At 74.3% G+C, this 19,874-nt stretch carries 15 protein-coding genes; 10 read left to right on the top strand and 5 right to left on the bottom strand.

Features of this window, described 5'->3' with window-relative positions; all coding sequences use genetic code 11:
* Positions 1 to 35 precede the first annotated feature (35 nt).
* The 3 genes from AB0G74_RS09680 (at position 36) to AB0G74_RS09690 (ending at position 1,387) form a co-directional block, all read left to right on the top strand.
* Positions 36 to 419 (top strand): helix-turn-helix transcriptional regulator, encoded by a 384-nt coding sequence (locus AB0G74_RS09680; protein ID WP_175408184.1) that lies wholly within the window; start codon positions 36 to 38, stop codon positions 417 to 419.
* A gap of 199 nt (positions 420 to 618) precedes the next feature.
* Positions 619 to 1,089, top strand: a complete 471-nt coding sequence (locus AB0G74_RS09685) for a DNA starvation/stationary phase protection protein (protein ID WP_361142599.1) — start codon at positions 619 to 621, stop codon at positions 1,087 to 1,089.
* A gap of 106 nt (positions 1,090 to 1,195) precedes the next feature.
* Positions 1,196 to 1,387 carry a hypothetical protein gene (locus tag AB0G74_RS09690; protein WP_361142852.1) on the top strand — a complete coding sequence of 64 codons (192 nt, stop codon included), beginning with the start codon at positions 1,196 to 1,198 and terminating at the stop codon, positions 1,385 to 1,387.
* Positions 1,388 to 1,440: 53 nt separating this feature from the next.
* Here AB0G74_RS09690 and AB0G74_RS09695 read toward each other — a convergent pair whose 3' ends face one another.
* Positions 1,441 to 2,274: a DNA-formamidopyrimidine glycosylase family protein gene (locus AB0G74_RS09695; RefSeq protein WP_361142602.1), complete on the bottom strand. Its 834-nt coding sequence runs from the start codon at positions 2,272 to 2,274 to the stop codon at positions 1,441 to 1,443.
* A gap of 60 nt (positions 2,275 to 2,334) precedes the next feature.
* On the bottom strand, positions 2,335 to 6,987 hold the full coding sequence (locus AB0G74_RS09700; RefSeq protein WP_361142605.1) for an ATP-dependent helicase: 4,653 nt from the start codon (positions 6,985 to 6,987) through the stop codon (positions 2,335 to 2,337).
* A 133-nt stretch (positions 6,988 to 7,120) separates the two neighbouring features.
* Between AB0G74_RS09700 and AB0G74_RS09705 the strand changes: the two genes are divergently transcribed.
* From AB0G74_RS09705 to AB0G74_RS09715, 3 genes are all read left to right on the top strand, one after another.
* Positions 7,121 to 7,972, top strand: coding sequence for an AraC family transcriptional regulator (locus AB0G74_RS09705; protein WP_361142607.1), 852 nt, complete (start codon positions 7,121 to 7,123; stop codon positions 7,970 to 7,972).
* Positions 7,973 to 8,109: 137 nt separating this feature from the next.
* On the top strand, positions 8,110 to 9,009 hold the full coding sequence (locus tag AB0G74_RS09710) for an AzlC family ABC transporter permease (protein WP_361142610.1): 900 nt from the start codon (positions 8,110 to 8,112) through the stop codon (positions 9,007 to 9,009).
* On the top strand, positions 9,006 to 9,314 hold the full coding sequence (locus AB0G74_RS09715) for an AzlD domain-containing protein (protein ID WP_361142613.1): 309 nt from the start codon (positions 9,006 to 9,008) through the stop codon (positions 9,312 to 9,314). Before AB0G74_RS09710 ends, AB0G74_RS09715 begins: the two co-directional genes overlap by 4 nt.
* A gap of 108 nt (positions 9,315 to 9,422) precedes the next feature.
* On the opposite strand, the gene AB0G74_RS09720 is transcribed toward AB0G74_RS09715, so the two are convergent.
* Positions 9,423 to 10,382: a hypothetical protein gene (locus AB0G74_RS09720; protein ID WP_361142616.1), complete on the bottom strand. Its 960-nt coding sequence runs from the start codon at positions 10,380 to 10,382 to the stop codon at positions 9,423 to 9,425.
* Between the two features lie 78 nt (positions 10,383 to 10,460).
* On the opposite strand from AB0G74_RS09720, the gene AB0G74_RS09725 reads away from it, so the two are divergent.
* Both AB0G74_RS09725 and AB0G74_RS09730 read left to right on the top strand, forming a co-directional pair.
* Positions 10,461 to 10,655 (top strand): DUF3046 domain-containing protein, encoded by a 195-nt coding sequence (locus AB0G74_RS09725; protein ID WP_361142619.1) that lies wholly within the window; start codon positions 10,461 to 10,463, stop codon positions 10,653 to 10,655.
* A 534-nt stretch (positions 10,656 to 11,189) separates the two neighbouring features.
* Entirely contained in the window at positions 11,190 to 12,338 is a 1,149-nt protein-coding gene (locus AB0G74_RS09730; RefSeq protein WP_361142855.1) for an AI-2E family transporter, read from the top strand.
* A gap of 156 nt (positions 12,339 to 12,494) precedes the next feature.
* Here the strand turns inward: AB0G74_RS09730 and AB0G74_RS09735 are convergent, their stop codons facing one another.
* A complete protein-coding gene (locus AB0G74_RS09735) occupies positions 12,495 to 15,608 on the bottom strand; it encodes a tetratricopeptide repeat protein (protein ID WP_361142621.1) in 3,114 nt (1,037 codons plus the stop codon).
* On the bottom strand, positions 15,605 to 17,470 hold the full coding sequence (locus AB0G74_RS09740) for an HSP90 family protein (protein ID WP_361142624.1): 1,866 nt from the start codon (positions 17,468 to 17,470) through the stop codon (positions 15,605 to 15,607). Before AB0G74_RS09740 ends, AB0G74_RS09735 begins: the two co-directional genes overlap by 4 nt.
* 449 nt (positions 17,471 to 17,919) lie before the next feature.
* Here AB0G74_RS09740 and recA point away from each other — a divergent pair, with 449 nt between their 5' ends.
* The gene (recA, locus tag AB0G74_RS09745) at positions 17,920 to 19,050 is read left to right on the top strand and encodes a recombinase RecA (protein ID WP_361142627.1); all 1,131 of its coding nucleotides are present in this window, start codon (positions 17,920 to 17,922) and stop codon (positions 19,048 to 19,050) included.
* A 3-nt stretch (positions 19,051 to 19,053) separates the two neighbouring features.
* Complete coding sequence (recX, locus tag AB0G74_RS09750; protein ID WP_361142630.1) at positions 19,054 to 19,668, top strand: recombination regulator RecX; 615 nt, start codon at positions 19,054 to 19,056, stop codon at positions 19,666 to 19,668.
* The last annotated feature ends 206 nt before the right edge of the window (positions 19,669 to 19,874 follow it).

A 19,874-nucleotide genomic window follows, 5' to 3' on the forward strand; every position in this document is an offset into this window, starting at 1 on the left:
GGATGCGGCTACGCGGTCCGAGGAGGGAGCCACCGATGATTCTGCTCCGTCGCCTGCTGGGTGACGTGCTGCGTCGGCAGCGCCAGCGCCAGGGCCGTACGTTGCGCGAAGTCTCCTCGTCCGCCCGAGTCTCGCTCGGCTATCTCTCCGAGGTGGAGCGGGGGCAGAAGGAGGCGTCCTCCGAACTGCTCTCCGCCATTTGCGACGCGTTGGACGTACGGATGTCCGAGCTCATGCGGGAAGTGAGTGACGAGCTGTCGCTGGCCGAACTGGCCGCGTCGGCAGCCGCGAGCGAGCCGGTGCCCGCACCGGTACGCCCGATGCTCAACTCCGTTTCCGTGACGTCGGTGGCGGGTGTGCCGACGGAGCGGGTGACGATCAAGGCGCCGGCGGAGGCCGTCGACGTCGTCGCCGCCTGATCCGTCCGGCGGCGGTATCGGCCGGTCGGGCGGACCGGCCGTCGATCAGCGGTAGCGAACCCCGGTGTCACCTCCCCTCTGTGGGGAAGGCGACACCGGGGTTTTCGCCGTTTGGGCCCGGGCAGGTGCCCTTCATCGAAATGTTCCCTCCTGAGTGCTATGTCATGGTGGGAGGGATCGGTGACCGAGTGGAGGACGCATGTCTGTTGTGAAGAGCCCGCTGTCCGAGACCGACCTCAAGAGCGTCGGTACGGCGCTCCAGGGCGCGCTCGTCGATCTCGTGGACCTCGGCCTGGTGGCCAAACAGGTGCACTGGAACGTCATGGGGCCGCGGTTCCGGTCGGTTCATCTGCAGCTGGACGAGGTCGTGGACACGGCCCGGCTGCACTCCGACACGGTGGCCGAGCGGTGCTCCGCGATCGGTGTGCCGCCGGACGGCCGGGCCGCGACCGTGGCCGCGCAGAGCGCGATCAACGGGGTGCCCGAGGGCTGGATCAAGGACGTCGACGCGGTCCGGATCATGGTGGACGCGCTGGGCGCGGTGATCGGGCGGATGCGGGAGCGCATCGGTGTGACCGGTGACCCCGACCCGGTGAGCCAGGACATCATCATCGGGGTGACGGCCGATCTCGAGAAGCATGCCTGGATGTTCCAGGCCGAGAGCGTCTGAGGGACCCCGCGCCGCCGTGATACGCCGCCGGTACGCCGCCCGGCCGCTGTCGGCGACCAGCGGCCGCCGGTACGCGGCCCGGCCGCTGCTGGTCGCCGGGCTCGGCCTGGCCGGGCTGCTGGGCGGGGCCCTGTGGTGGTGGGCCGTACTCCGGCTGACGCTCGCACCCGACCGGGCGGGGCTGGTCGAGGGCGCGGTCGCGGCGGGCGGCTGGGGCCTGGGGCTGCTGCCGGTCCACGCCACCGCCTTCCGGTCCCGGAAGGCCCCGCCGGGGCCGCCGAACGCCGGAGCGCCGTGATCATCCCGGCGTGATAGCCGGGGCGGTCACCGCGATGTGCCGGGTGGGCGGTGTCACCGGGGGGCGTCGTCGGGTCCCGGGCCCCGCTGGCAGCCGGGACACCAGTAGGTGATCCGTTCGTCGCCGGAGAGCGCCGGGCCCGGACCGCGGTACGGCGTGACCCGGACCGGCCGGCCGCAGCGGGGGCAGGGCTGCCCGGCCCGGCCGTAGACATGGAGCAGCGGACCGCGGCGACCGGTACCGGCGACCGTACGGCGCTCGAAGGTGGTCCGGTTCGCCATCAGCAGCCGACGGGCCGTGGCGACCAGCCGGGGGAGTGTCTCGCCGGGTAGTTCGCCGACCGGCAGCCAAGGCGTGACCCCGGCGAGGAACACCAGTTCACAGCGGTAGACATTGCCGATCCCGGCGAGATTGCGCTGATCGAGCAGGGCGTCACCGAGGGAGCGGGCCGGATCGGCCCGCAGCCGGTCGACGGCGGTCGTGGCGTCCCAGTCCGGGCCGAGGAGATCCGGCCCCAGATGGCCCACCACCCGGTCCTCCTCACCGGTACGCAGCAGCTCCAGCACCGGCAGGCGGTAGCCCACGGCGGTGGCCGCCTCCGTACCCAGCACCGCCCGGATCTGATGGGCGGGGCCGCCGGTCCACCGGGCGCCGGCCGGGAAGACCCGCCAGGCGCCGTCCATCCGCAGATGCGAGTGGAGGGTGAGGCCGCCCTCGAACCTGGTCAGCAGATGCTTGCCGCGCGGGGTGACGTCCCGTACCGCCCGTCCGGTGAGATCGGCCGTCGCGAAGCGGGGTACGCGCAGGTCGAACCGGGTCAGCACACCTCCGGCGAGGGCGTCGTGCAGCCGGTGCGCGGTCAGCCAGACGGTGTCTCCTTCGGGCATGGCTCCATCATGCGGCAGCGGGCGGGGGCGGGGCGGACCCGTCGCGGCGGACCGGGCCCGTCACGGTCTGAGCCGCAGACCTCTCGGGGTGGCGTGGAAACCGGCGGTCTCCAGGGCCCGGCCGAAGGGCGAGGTGAGCGCCGGGACGCCATTGGCACGCTCCACCGTGACCGAGCCCAGAGCGCCCCGGCGGGCCGCGTCGGCGAGGGCACCGGCCGCCGCCGCGAAACCGGGGGAGTCTGCGTCGGCCCAGGCCAGCAGGGTTTTCCCGCCGCGTTCCAGATAGAGGGCCAGCTCGCCGTCGACCAGTACGACCAGGGAACCGGCCTTGCGGCCCGGTTTGTGCGCCGCGCCGTCCGGGGGATCGGGCCAGGGCAGGGCGGCGCCGTAGGCGTTGGCCGGGTCGGCCGCCGCCAGCAGTAGCGCGTGCGGTTCCGTACGCCCCTCGGAGCGCTCCCGGGCGCCGGAGGAGGCGCGCAGCCGGTCGACCGCGCCGTCCATCGCGAACTGGGCCGCCCCCAGGCCCTCGACGACATAGCCGCGGCGGGCCTGGCCGCGGTCCTCGAACGCGGTCAGCACCCGGTACGCGGCGGAGAAGCCGCCTTCGACGCCCTCGGCGGCCACCGCGCCCCGGGTCACCACTCCGTGCCGGTCCAGCAACGAGCGGGCCAGGGCGTGCGCCCGGTGGGTGGGGTCCGGCTCGGCGGGCGGCAGCAGCGACCAGCGCCCGCTCACCGTCGGCGGGCCGCCGCGGGACACGGGCCCGGCCGCGGTCGTCAGCCCGCCGTACCGCCCCCGGGGGACGGTCCGCCGGGCGCGGTGGGCCGTCGAACCGGCGGTCCGGCCCGAGCCCAGCAGGGATCGCAGCGGGGCGAGGGTGTCATTGGTCAGCCGCCCCGACCACGCCAGGTCCCAGACGGCGTCGGCGAGCTGCGGATCGGCGGCCTCCGGATGGTCGGCCCTGACCCGGTCGGCGATCTGCCGGAAGAACAGGCCGTATCCGGGGGCGAGGGCGGCCAGCACCGCCGAATGCAGCGGTGTCTCCTCCAGCGGGTGGGGGGCCGGGAGCAGCAGGGGAGCCGAGTCAGCCGGATAGAGGGCGATCCAGCCGTCCTTGCCGGGCAGCGCGCCCGCGCCCGCCCAGACGATCTCGCCCGTGGTGGTCAGCTCGTCGAGCAGGGCGGGGGTGTAGCCGTGCACCCGGGACGGCAGGACCAGCTTCTCCAGCGCGGAGGCGGGCACCGCCACGCCCTGGAGCTGTTCGACCGCGCGGGCCAGACCGTCGGCGCCCCGCAGCTCGCGGCCGCCGATGTGCTGCCAGCGGGGGAGGAAGTCGGCGAGCGCGGTGGGCGGCACGGGCTCCAGCTCCTGCCGGAGCGCGGCCAGGGACCGGCGCCGCAGCCGGCGCAGCACGGTGGCGTCGCACCATTCCTGCCCGGCGCCGTCCGGGCCGAGGGCCGCCGGAGCGGGGTGGAACTCGCCGACGACGATCCGGCCGGTCGCGGCCAGCCGGTGCAGCGCGCCGTCGGTGACGGCCGGGCCGAGCCCGAAGCGGGCGGCGGCCCGGGCCGTGGTGAACGGGCCGTGGGTGCGGGCGTACCGGGCGAGGAGATCGCCGAGGGGGTCCTTGACGGGCTCGGTGAACGCCTCGGGCACCCCGACCGGGAGCGCCGTACCGAGCGCGTCCCGCAGCCGTCCGGCGTCCTCGATCGCCGCCCAGGTCTCCGCACCGGCGATCCGGACCCGGATGGCCCGCCGGGCGGCGGCCAGGCCGCGCACCCAGCCGGGGTCGGCGCCCCGCTCGGCCAGCTCGGAATCGGTCAGCGGGCCCAGGATCCGCAGCAGATCGGCGACCCCTTCCTCGTCCTTCACCCGCCGGTCCTCGGTAAGCCACCGCAGTTCCCGCTCCAGCTCGGCCAGCACCTCCGGGTCCAGCAGCTCCCGCAGCTCGGCCTGTCCCAGCAGCTCGGAGAGGAGCCGGGAGTCGAGGGACAGGGCGGCCGCCCGCCGTTCGGCGAGCGGCGAGTCCCCCTCGTAGAGGAACTGGGCGACATAGCCGAAGAGGAGGGAGCGGGCGAACGGCGACGGCTCGGGTGTGGTGACCTCCACCAGCCGGACCCGCCGGGCCTCGATATCGCCCATCAGCTCGGTCAGACCCGGTACGTCGAAGACGTCCTGGAGGCACTCCCGGACGGCTTCGAGGACGATCGGGAAGGAGCCGAACTCGCTCGCCACCTGCAACAGCTGGGCGGCGCGCTGCCGCTGCTGCCAGAGCGGGGTGCGCTTGCCGGGGCTGCGCCGGGGCAGCAGCAGGGCCCGGGCCGCGCATTCGCGGAACCGGGCCGCGAACAGCGCCGAGCCGCCGACCTGGTCGGTGACGATCCCGCCGATCTCGTCCTTGTCGAAGACGGTGTCGGCGGCGCCCACCGGCGCCTGTCCGTCGTCGAAGACGGTGTCCTGCCGGGCGGGGTCCGCGTCGAGCAGGTCGAGGCCCAGCAGATCGGCGTCGGGCAGCCGCAGCACGATGCCGTCGTCGGCATGCATGACCTGGGCGTCCATGCCGTACCGCTCGGCGAGCCGGGCGCCGATGGCCAGCGCCCACGGCGCGTGCACCTGGGCGCCGAACGGGGAGTGGATCACCACCCGCCAGTCGCCCAGCTCGTCCCGGAACCGCTCCACCAGGATCGTCCGGTCATCGGGGACATGCCCGCAGGCCCGGCGCTGCTCGTCCAGATACGCCAGCACGTTCTCCGCCGCCCAGGCGTCCAGACCGGCGGCGAGCAGCCGCAGCCTGCCGTCCTCCGCGGACAGCGCCCCCACCTCGCGCAGGAATCCGCCGACCGCGCGCCCCAGCTCCAGGGGGCGGCCCAGCTGGTCGCCCTTCCAGAACGGCAGCCGCCCCGGTACCCCGGGAGCCGGGGTCACCAGGACCCGGTCGCGGGTGATGTCCTCGATCCGCCACGAGGTGGTGCCCAGGGTGAAGACATCGCCCACCCGGGACTCGTACACCATCTCCTCGTCCAGCTCGCCGACCCGGCGGCCCCCGCCGCCCTTCTCGGCGGAGGCACCGGCGAGGAAGACCCCGAACAGTCCCCGGTCGGGGATCGTGCCGCCGGAGGTGACCGCGAGACGCTGCGCGCCGGGCCGTCCGGTGACGGTGCCCGCGACCCGGTCCCACACCACCCGGGGCCGCAGCTCCGCGAAGGCGTCGGACGGATAGCGCCCGGCCAGCATGTCCAGCACGGCCTCGAACGCCGACTCCGGCAGGGCCGCGAACGGCGCGGCCCGCCGGACCAGCGCCAGCAGATCGTCCACCTGCCAGGTGTCGAGGGCGACCGTCGCCACCAGCTGCTGCGCCAGCACGTCCAGCGGATTGGCCGGGACCCGCAGCGCCTCGATGGCGCCTTCCCGCATCCGCTCGGTGACCACGGCCGACTGGACCAGATCCCCCCGGTACTTCGGGAAGACCACGCCCCGGGAGACCGCCCCCACCTGGTGTCCGGCCCGGCCCACCCGCTGGAGGCCCGAGGCCACCGACGGCGGGGACTCGACCTGGACGACCAGATCGACCGCGCCCATGTCGATCCCCAGCTCCAGACTGGAGGTGGCCACCACGGCGGGCAGCCGCCCCGCCTTCAGATCCTCCTCGACCAGCGCCCGCTGCTCTTTGGACACCGAGCCGTGGTGCGCCCGGGCGAGCAGCGGGGGCGCGCCCCGGGCGGCCCCGGACTGGGCCATGATCTCGGCGGGCGGGGCGCCCTCGGGCAGGGGTTCGCCCGCGGCCCGTTCGTAGGCGATCTCGTTGAGCCGGTTGCAGAGCCGCTCCGCGAGGCGGCGCGAGTTGGCGAAGACGATCGTCGAACGGTGCGCTTGGACGAGGTCGGCGATCCGCTCCTCCACATGAGGCCAGATCGACGGCCGGTCGCCGCCGGACGCCGGGGCGCCCGGCGCGTCCGAGGCGGGGGCGGCCAGCTCGCCCAGGTCCTCGACCGGGACCACCACCGACAGATCGAACTCCTTCTCCGACGGCGGCTGGACGATCTCCACCCGGCGCCGCGGCGACAGATAGCGGGCCACCTCGTCCACCGGCCGGACCGTGGCCGACAGACCGATCCGGCGGGCCGGGCGCGGCAGCACCTCGTCCAGCCGCTCCAGCGACAGCGCCAGATGCGCACCCCGTTTGGTGCCCGCCACGGCGTGCACCTCGTCGAGGATCACGGTCTCCACCCCGGCCAGGGCGTCCCGGGCGGCCGAGGTCAGCATCAGGAACAGGGACTCGGGGGTGGTGATCAGGATGTCCGGCGGCCGGGTCGCGAGGGCCCGGCGCTCGGCGGCCGGGGTGTCGCCCGAGCGGATCCCCACCCGGACCTCCGGCTCCGGCAGCCCCAGCCGCACCGCCTCCTGCCGGATCCCCGTCAGCGGGCTGCGCAGATTGCGCTCCACATCGACCGCGAGGGCCTTCAGCGGAGATACGTACAGCACCCGGCAGCGCGCCTTGGGGTCGGCGGGCGGCGGCACGGACGTCAGGGAGTCGAGGGCGGCGAGAAAGGCGGCGAGCGTCTTGCCCGAGCCCGTCGGGGCGACCACGAGGACGTCCGAACCCTCGCCGATCGCCCGCCAGGCGCCTTCCTGCGCCGCCGTGGGCGCGCTGAAGGCCCCCGCGAACCAGCCCCGGGTCGCGGGGGAGAACGAGTCGAGCACATTCCCGGCCATGTCCCCCATCGTGCACCGTGCCACTGACAATCGGCCCGGAACGGCTCTGACCAGCGCGGACACCGGCCCGAAGATCGGGTCGGGCCGGGGCCGACCGGGGCGGCGAGCCCGCCGCCGCGCGCACAATGGCCCCATGGAGAGGGCTACGACACCGCGGGGCACGGCCGGACGGGAATGGGCCCGGCACTGGCGGCACGAGGAGCTGCCCGACCTCGATCTGCTGCTGGCCCGCTACGTCGGCCACACCTTCCCCCGCCACAGCCACGAGGGCTATCTGCTGGCCACCGTGGTACGCGGGGTCGAGGACATGGGGCTCACCGGCGGCCGGGTCCTCCTCCGGCCCGGCGACATCGCCGTCCTCAACCCCGAGGTCCCCCACGAGGCCAGGACCGGTGACCCCGAGGGCTGGGCCTATATCGCCCTCTATCCGTCGCTCGGCCTGGTCTCCGGCGTCGCCGACGAGATCGGCGCCCCGCGCGGCACCCCGTCCTTCCGGGACCCCGTCACGGCCGATCCGGCCGCGTCCGCCCTGCTGCGCCGGGTGTACGAGACGGCGGACGCGGGCGACGCGCTGGCCGCCGACACCCTGCTGCGGACCGTGATCGGGCGGCTGCTCCGGACCAACGGGGGAGCCCCGCCCGGCCGTGCCCCGCTCCTGGCGGGCCCGTCGGCCGCGGCCCGGGCCCGGGAACTGCTGGCGGAGCGGATGGCCGAGCCGCCGTCGCTGGAGCGGCTGGCCCGGGAGGTGGGGGCGGCCCCGTTCGCGCTGCTGCGGGCGTTCAAGGCGGCGTACGGGATGCCGCCGCACACCTGGCTCACCGACGCCCGGGTGCGCCGGGCGCAGCGGCTGCTGGCCCTGGGGGAGCGCCCGGCCGATGTGGCGGTCGCGGTCGGCTTCACGGACCAGCCCCACTTGAACCGTCACTTCACCCGGATCGTGGGGGTGCCGCCGGGCGCGTACCGCAAGGAACGCGCCGGGCGGTGAACCGACGCGCCCGGTGGCGGCCGGGCGTCGGCGGGGCTCGTACGGTGCCGGGGGTGTGCCGCCGTGTCCCGTGCCGGGGCGCGAGGGCGCAAGAACGTACAAGACCGGGGCGCGCGAGGCCGCGTACCGTCCCCCACATGGCAGAACAGACCGTCCCCGCGAACCCGCCCGGGAGCCCCCCTCCGGCACCGACCGGCCCCGGAAGCGTCCCCGGCCACCCGGCCGCCGACACCCTTCCGGCGAAGCCGGACGCGGCCGTCGTCCGCGACGCCCTCGGCGTCGGCGTCGCCGTGGGGCTCTCCGGCTTCGCCTTCGGAGTCACCGCGGCCGGTTCCGGTCTCACCCTGCTCCAGACCTGTGCCCTGAGCCTGCTGGTCTTCACCGGTGCGTCACAGTTCGCCCTGGTCGGAGCGCTGGCGGCGGGCGGCAATCCGTTCACGGCGGCAGCCGGGGCCTTCTTCCTCGGCATCCGGAACGCCTTCTACGGCCTGCGGCTCTCCCAGCTGCTCGCCCTGCCGCGCGCGGTCCGGCCGTTCGCCGCGCACTGGGTGATCGACGAGACCACCGCCGTCGCGCTGGCCCAGCCGGGACGGCGGGCCGCGCGGCTCGGCTTCACCGTCACGGGACTGGCGCTCTACGTCCTGTGGAACGCGACCACCCTGCTCGGCGCGCTCGGCGCCGAGGCCATCGGGGACACCGACGCCTGGGGGCTGGACGCGGCGGGACCCGCCGTCTTCCTGGCGCTGCTCGCGCCCATGCTCCGTACCACCACCGAACGCGCCGTCGCCGGGCTCGCGGTCCTGCTCGTGGTCGTGGCCCTGCCGGTACTGCCCGCCGGGGTGCCGGTCCTGGTCGCGGCCTTCGCGGCACCTGTTGTGCTCTGGTTCACGGGCCGGACGGCCGGTGACGGGCGGGACGCGCCGCGCCGGGACCGGGACACCGGGGACGGGCCGATGCCCGGAAACGGGCCCCAGAACGAGAACGGAAACGGGCCCGTGAACGGAAACGGGTTCGAGAACGGGGACGAGGCACGATGAGCGTCTGGATCGCGATAGCCGCGACCGCGGTCGGCTGCTATCTGGTGAAGCTGGCCGGACTGCTGGTCCCCGGTGACGTCCTGGAACGTCCGCTGGTACGGCGGCTCGCCGCCCTGGTCCCCGTCGCCCTGCTGGCCGCCCTCACCGCCGAGCAGACCTTCGGCGCGGCGGGCGCCCTCACCATCGACGCCAGGGCCGCCGGTCTGGCCGCGGCGGCCCTGGCCCTGGTGCTCAGAGCACCCTTCCTGATCGTGGTCGCGGCGGCCGTCCTGGTCACGGCGGGCGTACGGGCGCTGGGCGGCTGACGGGGCGGTTCCCGGCGTACGGGTCCTGATCCCCGCCGGGCGTACGGGTTCCCGGGCGACCGCGGGGCCGGAGGGACCGGCTCCGCGACACCGCCCGGCCGGTACGGGTCAGCCGATGGCCCGGCCGTACGCCCGCAGGGTCAGCAGCGCCTCGACGGTCACCATCGGCCGGGCCTCCAGCGCCGTCCCCGGGGCCCACTGCCGCCAGGTCAGCGGCCAGCCCCCGTCGTCCCGCTGCTCCCCGGCGAGTCGGTCGAGCGCCCGGTCCATCTCGTGGTCCGAGAACCAGCGCCGGGCCACCGACCCGGGTGTACGGGCGTAGTCGTACGGGTAATGGTGCTCGCCCGGCGCGTAGCCGGGGGAGACGGGCCGCTCGTCCGCCCGCTCGGGATCCAGCACCACCAGCCGTCGCTCCCGCACCAGCCGCCCCAGCCGGTCGGCGGCCGTACGAGCCCGTTCCCGGTCCGGGACGCCGTCGAGGAAGGCGATCGCCGCCTCGACCTCGTACGGATGGGAGTCCTCCAGCGACTCCACCGCCGCCCAGCAGAAATCCGTGGCCCGGAAGAGCCAGGCGTGCCAGACCTCGTTGCGGTGCAGCAACCCCACGACCGGCCCCGTGGTCAGCAGCGAGCCGGGCGGGTCGGCGACGATCGGGACGAAGGGCGCCGCCGGATAGCCCCGCTGCGACGGATGGACGGCGGGCAGCGCGCCCTCCGGGGTCGATACCCCGGTGAGATACCGGCACAGGCGTTCCGCACGGGGACCGCCGCAACGGCCGATCGCGTCGAGGACCCGCAGCGCGTGCGCGGTGTGCAGCGGCTGGCTCACCGGACCGCGCAGATCCGGTTCCAGCGCGTGGCCGTAGCCGCCGTCCTCGTTGAGATACGGGGTCAGGGCGGCGTCCACGGCATCGGCGCTGCCGCCCAGGAAGTGATGGGCGAAACGCCGCTGCTCCAGAACGCGGGCGGTGAGCCAGACGAAGTACTCGGCGCGGGCGAGCGGTGACGCGGAGGACGGGGGCACGGTCGTACCGGATCCGGCGATTTCATCGGGTTCATCCAGGTCCATGTATCCGACCGTAAGGTGCCGGGGGCGCCGGGGCGGCGAGAGAGCCGGGGCGCACTCCCTGCGCGGGATACTGATGTCATGCGGTTGACGATTTTCTGGGAGCGGATGGCGGACCACTTCGGATCCGGCTACGCCGACTCCTTCGCCCGGGACCATGTGATGACCGAACTGGGCGGCCGGACCGTCCACCAGGCGCTGAACGAGGGCTGGGAGGCCAAGGACGTCTGGCGTGCGGTCTGCGCGGCCGTCGACGTACCCGCCGACAAGCGCTGACCTCCCCACTCTCCGCCGTCCGCCGCCGCCTTCCGCCACGGCCCGCCGCGTTCCGTCGCCCGCCGCGTCCGATCGGTCCGGCGGTACGGGCCGGAGGCCACCGGGACGGGCGGCCCGGACCCGATCGACACCCGTCCTTCGTCCACAGGACATCGGGGCGGGTCCCCGAACCCGGCCCCGGTAGGCGACACTGGGCCGGTGGCCCCGACCAGCGACCAGTACGACGACAACGAACACGACGGATCCGCCGACCGCGCCGGTGAGCACCGGCGCGGCCGCGGCGGGTCCGGCGGTCCCGGCTCCCGTCCCCGAGACGGCGACGAGCCGGGCGACGGGAGCGGCCGGGCGGCCGAAGGACCCGACCGGAGAACCGTGCCCGCGCAGGGCACGGCCCCCGGCCCGCCCGCACAGGGCGCGGGCGTCGCGACTGCCGCGCCCTCGTCCGGGAAAGGCGCGGGCGATACCGCCGAGGACGTGACGCCGCCCGCGGGCCCGCCGCCCCGGGCGACGGGCGGTGCGCTCGGCCCGGCCAGGATGCCGCGCTGGCTGCCGCGCGCGATCGTCCTCGCGCTCGCCCTGTACGCCTGTTTCCAGCTCGGGGCCTGGGCCTTCCACCAGCTGATCGGGCTGCTGCTGAACGTCCTGATCGCGTTCTTCCTCGCCCTCGCCATAGAGCCCGCGGTGGGCCGGATGGCGGCCCGGGGGATACGGCGAGGACTCGCCACGTTTCTGGTGTTCTTCGGGATCCTCGTCTTCTCCGTCGGCTTCGTGGTACTGCTGGGATCGATGCTGGCCGACCAGATCGTCACCATGGTCGAGGAGTTCCCCAAATACCTCGACTCGGTGATCAACTGGATCAACACCACGTTCAAGACGGAGCTGTCCCGGGTCGAGGTCCAGGACAGCGTGCTGAAGTCGGACTGGCTCCAGCAGTACGTCCAGAACAGCGCGAGCGGTGTGCTGGACGTCTCCGCCACCGTCCTCAGCGGGCTCTTCCAACTGCTGACGATCTCCCTCTTCGCGTTCTACTTCGCCGCCGACGGGCCACGGCTGCGCCGGGCGCTCTGCTCCGTACTGCCGCCGGCCAAGCAGACGGAGGTCCTGCGCGCCTGGGAGATCGCCGTCGCCAAGACCGGCGGTTATCTCTACTCACGCGGACTGATGGCGCTGATCTCGGGTGCCGCGCACTTCGTGCTGCTGGAGATCCTCGGGGTGCCGTACGCCCCGGCGCTGGCCGTCTGGGTCGGTCTGGTGTCCCAGTTCATCCCGACGATCGGCACCTATCTGGCCGGGGCCCTGCCGATGCTGATCGCCTTCACCGTCGACCCCTGGTACGCGGTCTGGGTCCTCGGCTTCGTCGTGGTGTACCAGCAGTTCGAGAACTATGTCCTGCAGCCCAAGCTGACCTCCAAGACCGTCGATATCCATCCCGCCGTGGCCTTCGGCTCCGTGATCGCGGGTACGGCCCTGATGGGTGCCGTGGGCGCGCTGATCGCGATCCCGGCGGTCGCCACCCTCCAGGCGTTCCTCGGCGCCTATGTGAAGCGCTATGCCGTGACGGACGACCCCCGGGTCCAGGGACATCGCGACCGGCGGCCCGGACAGCTGCTGAGGATCTTCCGCCCGTCCGGGGCCGGGCGGACGACCGCCCCCGACCCGGCCGGACCTGCCACCGGCGACTGAACCGCCCCGAGCGGAAACCCGGCCCGCGCGGCGGCCGGGGCCGCCGGGACCCTCATACGAATACGGCGCCCCGGATCCGGGGCGCCGTACGACACCGGTGCCGACCAGGGCCGACCGGTCGGCCGGGGGCGGATACCCCCGGCCGGTCTCTCCGGGTCACATCTGGGCGAGCATCTCCCGGGCCTCTTCCAGCAGCTCGGCCGACTCCTCGCCGTCCCCCTGCTCAAGCTCCGCCACGAGCGCCTTCATCCGGTCCCTCGCGGCGTCCACCCGGTCCCGCTGGTGCTCCGTCCAGGCCGCGCGCGCCAGCGCGTCGAACCGGTCGTAAGCCGCGGCGATGCCGAACTCGGCGAAGAGCCCGGCGGCCCGGTCCAGCAGCTCTATCGCCCGGCCCGGGAGCTCCGCGCGGTCTCGCCCGTCGCCGCCGGACCCGCCCTCGGCCGAAGCCCCGGCGCCCTCCTCGTCCCCGGCGGCTGCCTCGGCCGCCTCCTCGGCCGCGTTCCGGGCGGTGAGCAGCCGGGCGAGCTGGAAGCAGGTCTGCGCCCACTCGTACCGCAGCTCGGGCGACTCGGCGTCCCGGACCAGAGTGAGCGCCTCCGCCATGAACGCGTGCGCCTTCTCGTACTCCGCCACGGCCGTATCGGCCCGCAGCCGCAACCACGCCAGCGACCGGAGCACCCGTACCTCGGCGACCACGGAATCCCCGACCCGCCGCCACAGTTCCAGCGCCCGCAGATAGGCCGCCTCCGCACCGTCGACCACTCCGGCCTCGGCGAGCGCCTCGGCCGCCGTGTTCGCCAGACTCGCCTGCGGTGCCGGATCCTCCCAGCCGGTGACGGCGTCGGCGGCGAGCAAGTACTGCTCCGCCGCCCCGCGCGGGTCGCCCAGGCGCTGGAGCAGCCGTCCCAGCATCCGCCGGGCCCCCACGATCTCCTCGTCGTCGCCCTCGGCCACCAGGTCGGGCAAGATCGAATGCAGTACCTCGGCCGCCTCCGCGGCCCGGTCCGTGCGGGCGTACGCCTCCGAGAGCAGCAGCCGGGCCCGGGTGCCGGGCCCCTCGGTCCGCCCCGTCTGGTCGAACCAGTGCGCCGCGTCCAGGGCGAGGCCGGCGGCCTCCGCCGCCCCGTCCTCGGACCCGACCAGGACACTCGCCAGGGTCAGCCGTACGGAGCCCTGCGCATGCGGCTCGGTCAGCTCGGCCGCGTGGCCGAGCGCCGCCCGGGCGTCGGACTCCGCGGCCCCGGCGTCGCCGAGCGCCGCCACGACACTCGCCCGGACCGACAGCGGTTCGCACGCCTCCCAGGGCCGTCCGGCGGCGATGAACCGCTCCGCCGCCGACTTCAGCAGCGCCGCGGCCCGCTCCGGTTCGCCGGCGGGCAGCAGCAGGTGCGCGAGGGTCAGCTCCGCCTGGGCGAGGACGTCCGCCGTGCCGTACGGATCGGTCCCGGCACCGGCCGGGGCGGTGGCCGGGCTCACGGCGGCGGACCGGGCCGCGACGAAGGCGTCCAGCCCGGCCAGCAGCTCCGGGTCCACTTCCTCCGGGCCGTACCCGTGTCCCGCCGCGGGGTCCTCGGGGTCCGCCGTCGCCTCGGCGGCCCGGTGGCGCAGTACAGAGCCGAGCCGCAGCTCCGCCAGCTCGGCCAGGGCGATCCGCCGCTCCCGCGTGGGGTCCGACGCGTCCAGTTCCCCGGCCGACCGCACGGCCGCCGCCAGCAGTTCGGCGACCTCCTCGCCCGGGGCGCCGGAGCGGGCCGCGGCACCGGCCGCCGCCAGCTCCGTGTACGCGGCCCGGCTCGGCCGCCCCGCCGCCCGGTGGGCCCGCGCGGCTTCGAGGAACCGCCCGGTCGCGTCCGGGGCGCCGTCCTCGGCCGCGTCCCTGGCCCCGACCTCCAGCAGGTCGGCGGCGAGCGCCGGGTCGTCGGCCGCGCCCGGCTCCGTACCGGCCCGGTGGGCGACCTCGGCCCACCGGGCGCGGGCGGTCGGATGCCCCTGGCGGCGGGCGGCCCTGGCCCGTTCGACCAGCTCCGCGAAGGACGGCGGCGCCGAGGAAGACACCACAGACGCCACAGGCGCCACGGACACCGCCGGGTCGCCGTCGGTCGCCGCGGGCAGCGCGTCCCCGGCGGGCCGGGGGGACGGCACCGCCGCCGGGGTGAGCCGGGGGCTGCGGACCCCCAGCGGCAGCGCGTCGACCAGGGGCCGCCGGGCGATCCGCTCGGCCAGCAGCTCCGACACATGCGTGGTGCCGTTCCGGAGATCGAAACGGGCGGCGATGCCGGTGGCGTCCGCGTACATCAGGTCGTACAGCTCCGTGACCGTACGTACCGCTCCCTGGTGGGAGACGGTGGGCCGGTCGCCGTGTCCGGTCTCCCGCAGCCGGCGCAGCAGGACCAGCACCCCGCCGTTGAAGTCCATCTGGGCCTCGACGTCGGTCAGGGACCCGAGATGCCCGGCGTGCTCCGAGAGGATCTCCAGCCCCCGGGCCTCATTGCCGGTCAGGGCGCAGAACTCGATATGCGCGCCGATCGAGCGGAGCAGGCTCTCATTGCCCCGCGCCATGCGGTAGCCGCGGAGATGGTGCGAGCGGGCCTCGTCGGCCCGGCCCAGCCGCAGCAGTGGAAGCAGGGAGTGCGCGAGCACCCGGTGCGGTTCCTCCAGGCACGTCAGGGTGTTGTCGAGGACCGGGGCCCAGATCCGTACGGCCTCGGCGTCCTCGCCCCGACGGGCCCGGTAGCGCCCCTGGTCGTTCAGCTCGCAGGCATGGCAGTCGCTCATCGAGTCCCGGTCGGCGGCCAGCCAGGCGGCGAAGGCCCGCTCGGTCCGCTCCTCGTCTCCGGTCGCCTCGGCGAGGACGTGCTCGGCCTGGCGGACCGCCCGCGCGCTGTGGCCCGCGAGCCGGTAGCGCCGCTCCATGTCGACGAGCCAGCGCTCCACCGCGTCGAGCGGGACGTCCGGCGAGTCGACGATGCCGCCGGTGACCCACTTGAACCGCCAGAACAAGCTGTGCACCTCGTACGAGCCGAAGGCCGCCGGATCGCGGTCGTACTCCTGGAGGAGCCGGGCGAACGGCACCACCATCTTGGTGCGCTCGGCGCTGTACTCGTAGGCGTCGATCAGACCCATCAGGGACTGCCGGAACAGCGCGGGGTCACCGGCCGACTCGGCGGCGGCGCCCAGGGACTCCGCGCGGGCCGTCCGGGCGGGGCCGTAGGAGTCCCGGGCGTTCTCCTGGAGGCCCCGGCGGATCTCCTCGACGGTCATCGTGGTCACTTCTGGTCCTCCTGCGGGGCGGCGCTCGGGGCGGGGTGGGTCGCCCATTCCAGAAGCCCGAGGAAGGCCCGGTTGAGCAGGGTCGTGTCGGCGGGCCGCAACGGCCGCTGGGCCATCAGCAGAGCCTGTCCGTACAGCGATTCGACCGCGGTACCCGTCAGCTCGGGGTCGGGGAGCGCGGCGATCCGGCGGATCAGCGGATTGTTGTGGTTCAGCACCAGCCGGGCGCGGGGCGCCGAGCCGCGCAGGGACCCGAGGATGTCGCTCCACAGGGAGTCCGCGTTCTCCCGGGCGGTCGACCGGTCGCGCTCGTGGCGGGCCTGCCGGTCGTCGAGGTAGAGCGCCGGGACGGTCACGGGCTGGAAGGCCCGCAGCGCCACGTCGCAGCCGTACGGATCGAGCCGGGTGCGGGCGGCGGCCAGGAAGGGGGTCAGCGCCAGCTCGGTTTCGGTGGGCACCGGGTCGAGCCGCTCGGTGACGGCGCCCGCGTCCAGCTCGGTCACCGTCACCCCGGGGCGGACCGAGGGCAGCAGGGCGAGCAGATCCGCGTCATAGGTGTAACCGGCGTTGACCACACCGAGGCCGTGGGCGGCGGCGATCGGGGCGATCTGGCGGAACTCCTCGACGGTCCGGGTGAAGTGGATCCGCCCGTGCGCCGCGGCGAACTCCTCCAGGGCCACCTGGCCGTCGCTGGTCTCGAAGGGCAGCCACGGCAGCATCAGCCCGAACAGCTCCGGGTCGTGCCGGGCCAGCGACTTCACCCCCAGATGGTGGACGTCGAGGAAGGCGGCGAGCCGCCCGGGGTCACCGGCGGCCAGCTCCGTCAGCCAGCCGCGGACCGCGCCCCCCAGCGCGTCCCGGACGGCGGCCAGGGTCTCGTCGTCGTAGAGGTTCTCCCGGGACGCCGTCGGGCGCAGGGAGTCCGTGTCGACCACGGCCCGTACGAAGAACGCCCACTCCGGCAGCAGATTGTCCGCGCGGTCGGTGAGCAGCATGCCCTTGAGATAGGCGCGGTGCCCCGCCCGGTGCGCCGGGCTGGTGGGCTCGGGGAGCACATAGGCCACCCCGCGCACCCCGGCGACCGGCAGATCCAGGTCGATCGTGTCGAGCGGGGTGAAGCCGAACAGCCGGGAGCAGTGCCCGGCGAGCGCCACCCGGCGGGCCGCCGGGGTGGGGTACTCGCGGTCCCACACGGCGGGCCGGTCGGTGACCGGGCGCTCGGCCCCGGAGCCGTCGGCGAAGACGATGTCGTACGGCAGCAGGGAACCGAAGTCGCGGGCCAGCTCCTCCACCCGGCCCGGCTCCAGCCACTCCGCGGCGCCGGGGCGGGGCTCCAGCCGGACGGTCGTCCCCGGTTCGGGCCTGGCCTCGTCGGGCAGGACGCGTACCGTGTACGAACCGTCGTCGCGGGCCAGCCACTCCACGGGGGGCGCCTCGGGCGTCCGCGCGGAGCGGGTGACCACCCGGATCTCGCGGGCCACGACGAAGCAGGCCAGCAGCCCGATGCCGAACTGGCCGAGGAACTCCCGGCGGGCGGACTCCAGACCGTGCTCACCGCCGCGCTTGGAGCTGCGGCCGATGGTGGCGAGCAGGGTGTGGACCTCGTCGGCGGTCAGTCCGATGCCGCTGTCCTCGATCGACACGGCGCCCGCCGCGGCGGAGAGCCGGATCCTGATCCGGGCGTCGGGGTGGACGGCCCGGCGGGCGGTGACCGCGTCCACCGCGTTCTGGAGCAGCTCCCGGACGTAGACCCGGGGGCTGGAGTAGAGATGGTGGGAGAGCAGATCCACCAGACCGCGCAGATCGACCTGGAAGCTATTGCTCTCGGGCGGGGTCTCCTCCGCCTCGACGATGGACGTCATACCGCATCACCTCGCGCTGCGCACTGGACCGGCCGGGGAGGGCCGGAGAGAAGTAGGGAACGGGCGATCGCGAGGTTCCCCCCCTCACGGATCATGCACGGGATTCAGAGTAGAGGCGGCCACTGACAATCCTCTCGGCTATTTGTCGCCGGGAGGCGGTCGCCGCGACCGGTCGAACGGCTGTGGGGGAGGAGGCGGCGGCGGTCCGTGCGACGGGCGTGGCGTCTCGTACCGGCGGCGGGGCCGAGCCGTAGGGTCTCACCGGTTCGGCGGCGCGCCGGGCGATGCGCTTGACACCAAAATCGAACATCCATTCTTATGGAGGCTCCGGCGCCGGGCTTCACCGGGGCGTCGTCCACAGGCGGGACGAGCGCCGGGGCCCATTGTCAGTGGCAGGGGTTAGCGTCTTTGACGTGAAGCGATCGACACAAGCAAACCGGGTGGAACCCATGGCAGGAACCGACCGCGAGAAGGCGCTCGACGCCGCGCTCGCACAGATTGAACGCCAATTCGGCAAGGGCGCGGTGATGCGCCTCGGCGAGCGGCCGAACGAGCCGATCGAGGTCATCCCGACCGGGTCGACCGCGCTCGACGTCGCGCTCGGCGTCGGCGGGCTGCCCCGCGGCCGGGTGGTGGAGGTGTACGGACCGGAGTCCTCCGGTAAGACGACCCTCACGCTGCACGCCGTGGCCAACGCGCAGAAGGCCGGCGGCGCCGTCGCCTTCGTGGACGCCGAGCACGCCCTCGACCCGGAGTACGCGAAGAAGCTGGGCGTCGACATCGACTCCCTGATCCTCTCCCAGCCGGACAACGGCGAGCAGGCGCTCGAAATCGTCGACATGCTGGTCCGCTCCGGCGCGCTCGACCTGATCGTCATCGACTCGGTGGCCGCCCTCGTGCCGAAGGCGGAGATCGAGGGCGAGATGGGCGACTCCCACGTGGGTCTCCAGGCCCGCTTGATGAGCCAGGCCCTGCGGAAGATCACCAGCGCGCTCAACCAGTCGAAGACCACCGCGATCTTCATCAACCAGCTCCGCGAGAAGATCGGCGTCATGTTCGGCTCGCCCGAGACCACGACCGGTGGCCGCGCGCTGAAGTTCTACGCCTCGGTGCGCCTCGACATCCGCCGGATCGAGACGCTGAAGGACGGTACCGACGCGGTCGGCAACCGCACCCGCGTCAAGGTCGTGAAGAACAAGGTCGCCCCGCCCTTCAAGCAGGCCGAGTTCGACATCCTCTACGGCCAGGGCATCAGCCGCGAGGGCGGACTGATCGACATGGGCGTGGAGCACGGCTTCGTCCGCAAGGCCGGTGCCTGGTACACGTACGAGGGCGACCAGCTCGGCCAGGGCAAGGAGAACGCCCGTAACTTCCTGAAGGACAACCCCGATCTCGCCAATGAGATCGAGAAGAAGATCAAGGAGAAGCTGGGCGTGGGCGTCCGGCCGGAGGCTCAGGCCGCCGAGCCGGGGGCGGACGCGGCGAGCGGGCCGGCGACCCCGGCCGGAGACACGGCGAAGTCGGTGCCCGCCCCCGCGGGCAAGGCCAAGCCGGCCAAGGCCGCGGCGGCCAAGAGCTAGCCCATGGCCCGGCGCACCGAATGGCCGGGCGGCAGCGCCGACTCGTCGAGGGCCGAGAAGACGCTGCCGCCCCAGGACCCGGCCGAGCGGGCGCGGGCGATCTGCCTGCGTCTGCTCACCGGCACCCCACGAACCCGGAAACAGCTCGCGGACGCGCTCCACAAGCGGGAGATCCCGCCGGAGGTGGCCGATGAGGTGCTCTCCCGGTTCGAGGACGTAGGGCTGATCAACGATGCCGCCTTCGCGGACGCCTGGGTCGACTCCCGGCATCACGGCCGGGGGCTGGCCCGCCGCGCCCTCGCCCGTGAACTGCGGACGAAGGGCGTGGATCCGGCCCTGATCGACGAGGCGGTCGGGCGGCTGGACTCCGAGAGCGAGGAGGAGACCGCCCGCGCCCTGGTCGAGCGGAAGCTGCGCGCCACCCGGGGCCTCGACCGGGACCGGCGGATCCGGCGGCTCGCCGGGATGCTGGCCCGTAAGGGCTATGGCGAGGGCATGGCCCTGCGGGTGGTCCGCCGTGCCCTCGAAGAGGAGGGCGAACAGCTGCCGGACGAGACGGTGGATGCCTTCGACAGCTCCGATCCCATGGAATCCCCGGATTCCTACGATCTGCCGTAGCACCCACCCACGGCACGAGGTGCGAGGACGGCGCGGACATCCGTATCCGGGTGAGCGCCGCCACCGGCCCCGCCGTCGCCGGTGGATCCGGCGAATCCCGCCGGGCACGGGGCCTACGGCTCACGGCACCGGCGCCGCGCTCCACGGGGGAGACCGCGGCGACCCGGCCCCGCCGACGGCGGCCCGGATCCGACGCCGGGATCGCC

Origin of the sequence: Streptomyces sp. NPDC020875 (genome assembly GCF_040641415.1) — a bacterium.
Taxonomy (GTDB): Bacteria; Actinomycetota; Actinomycetes; order Streptomycetales; family Streptomycetaceae; genus Streptomyces.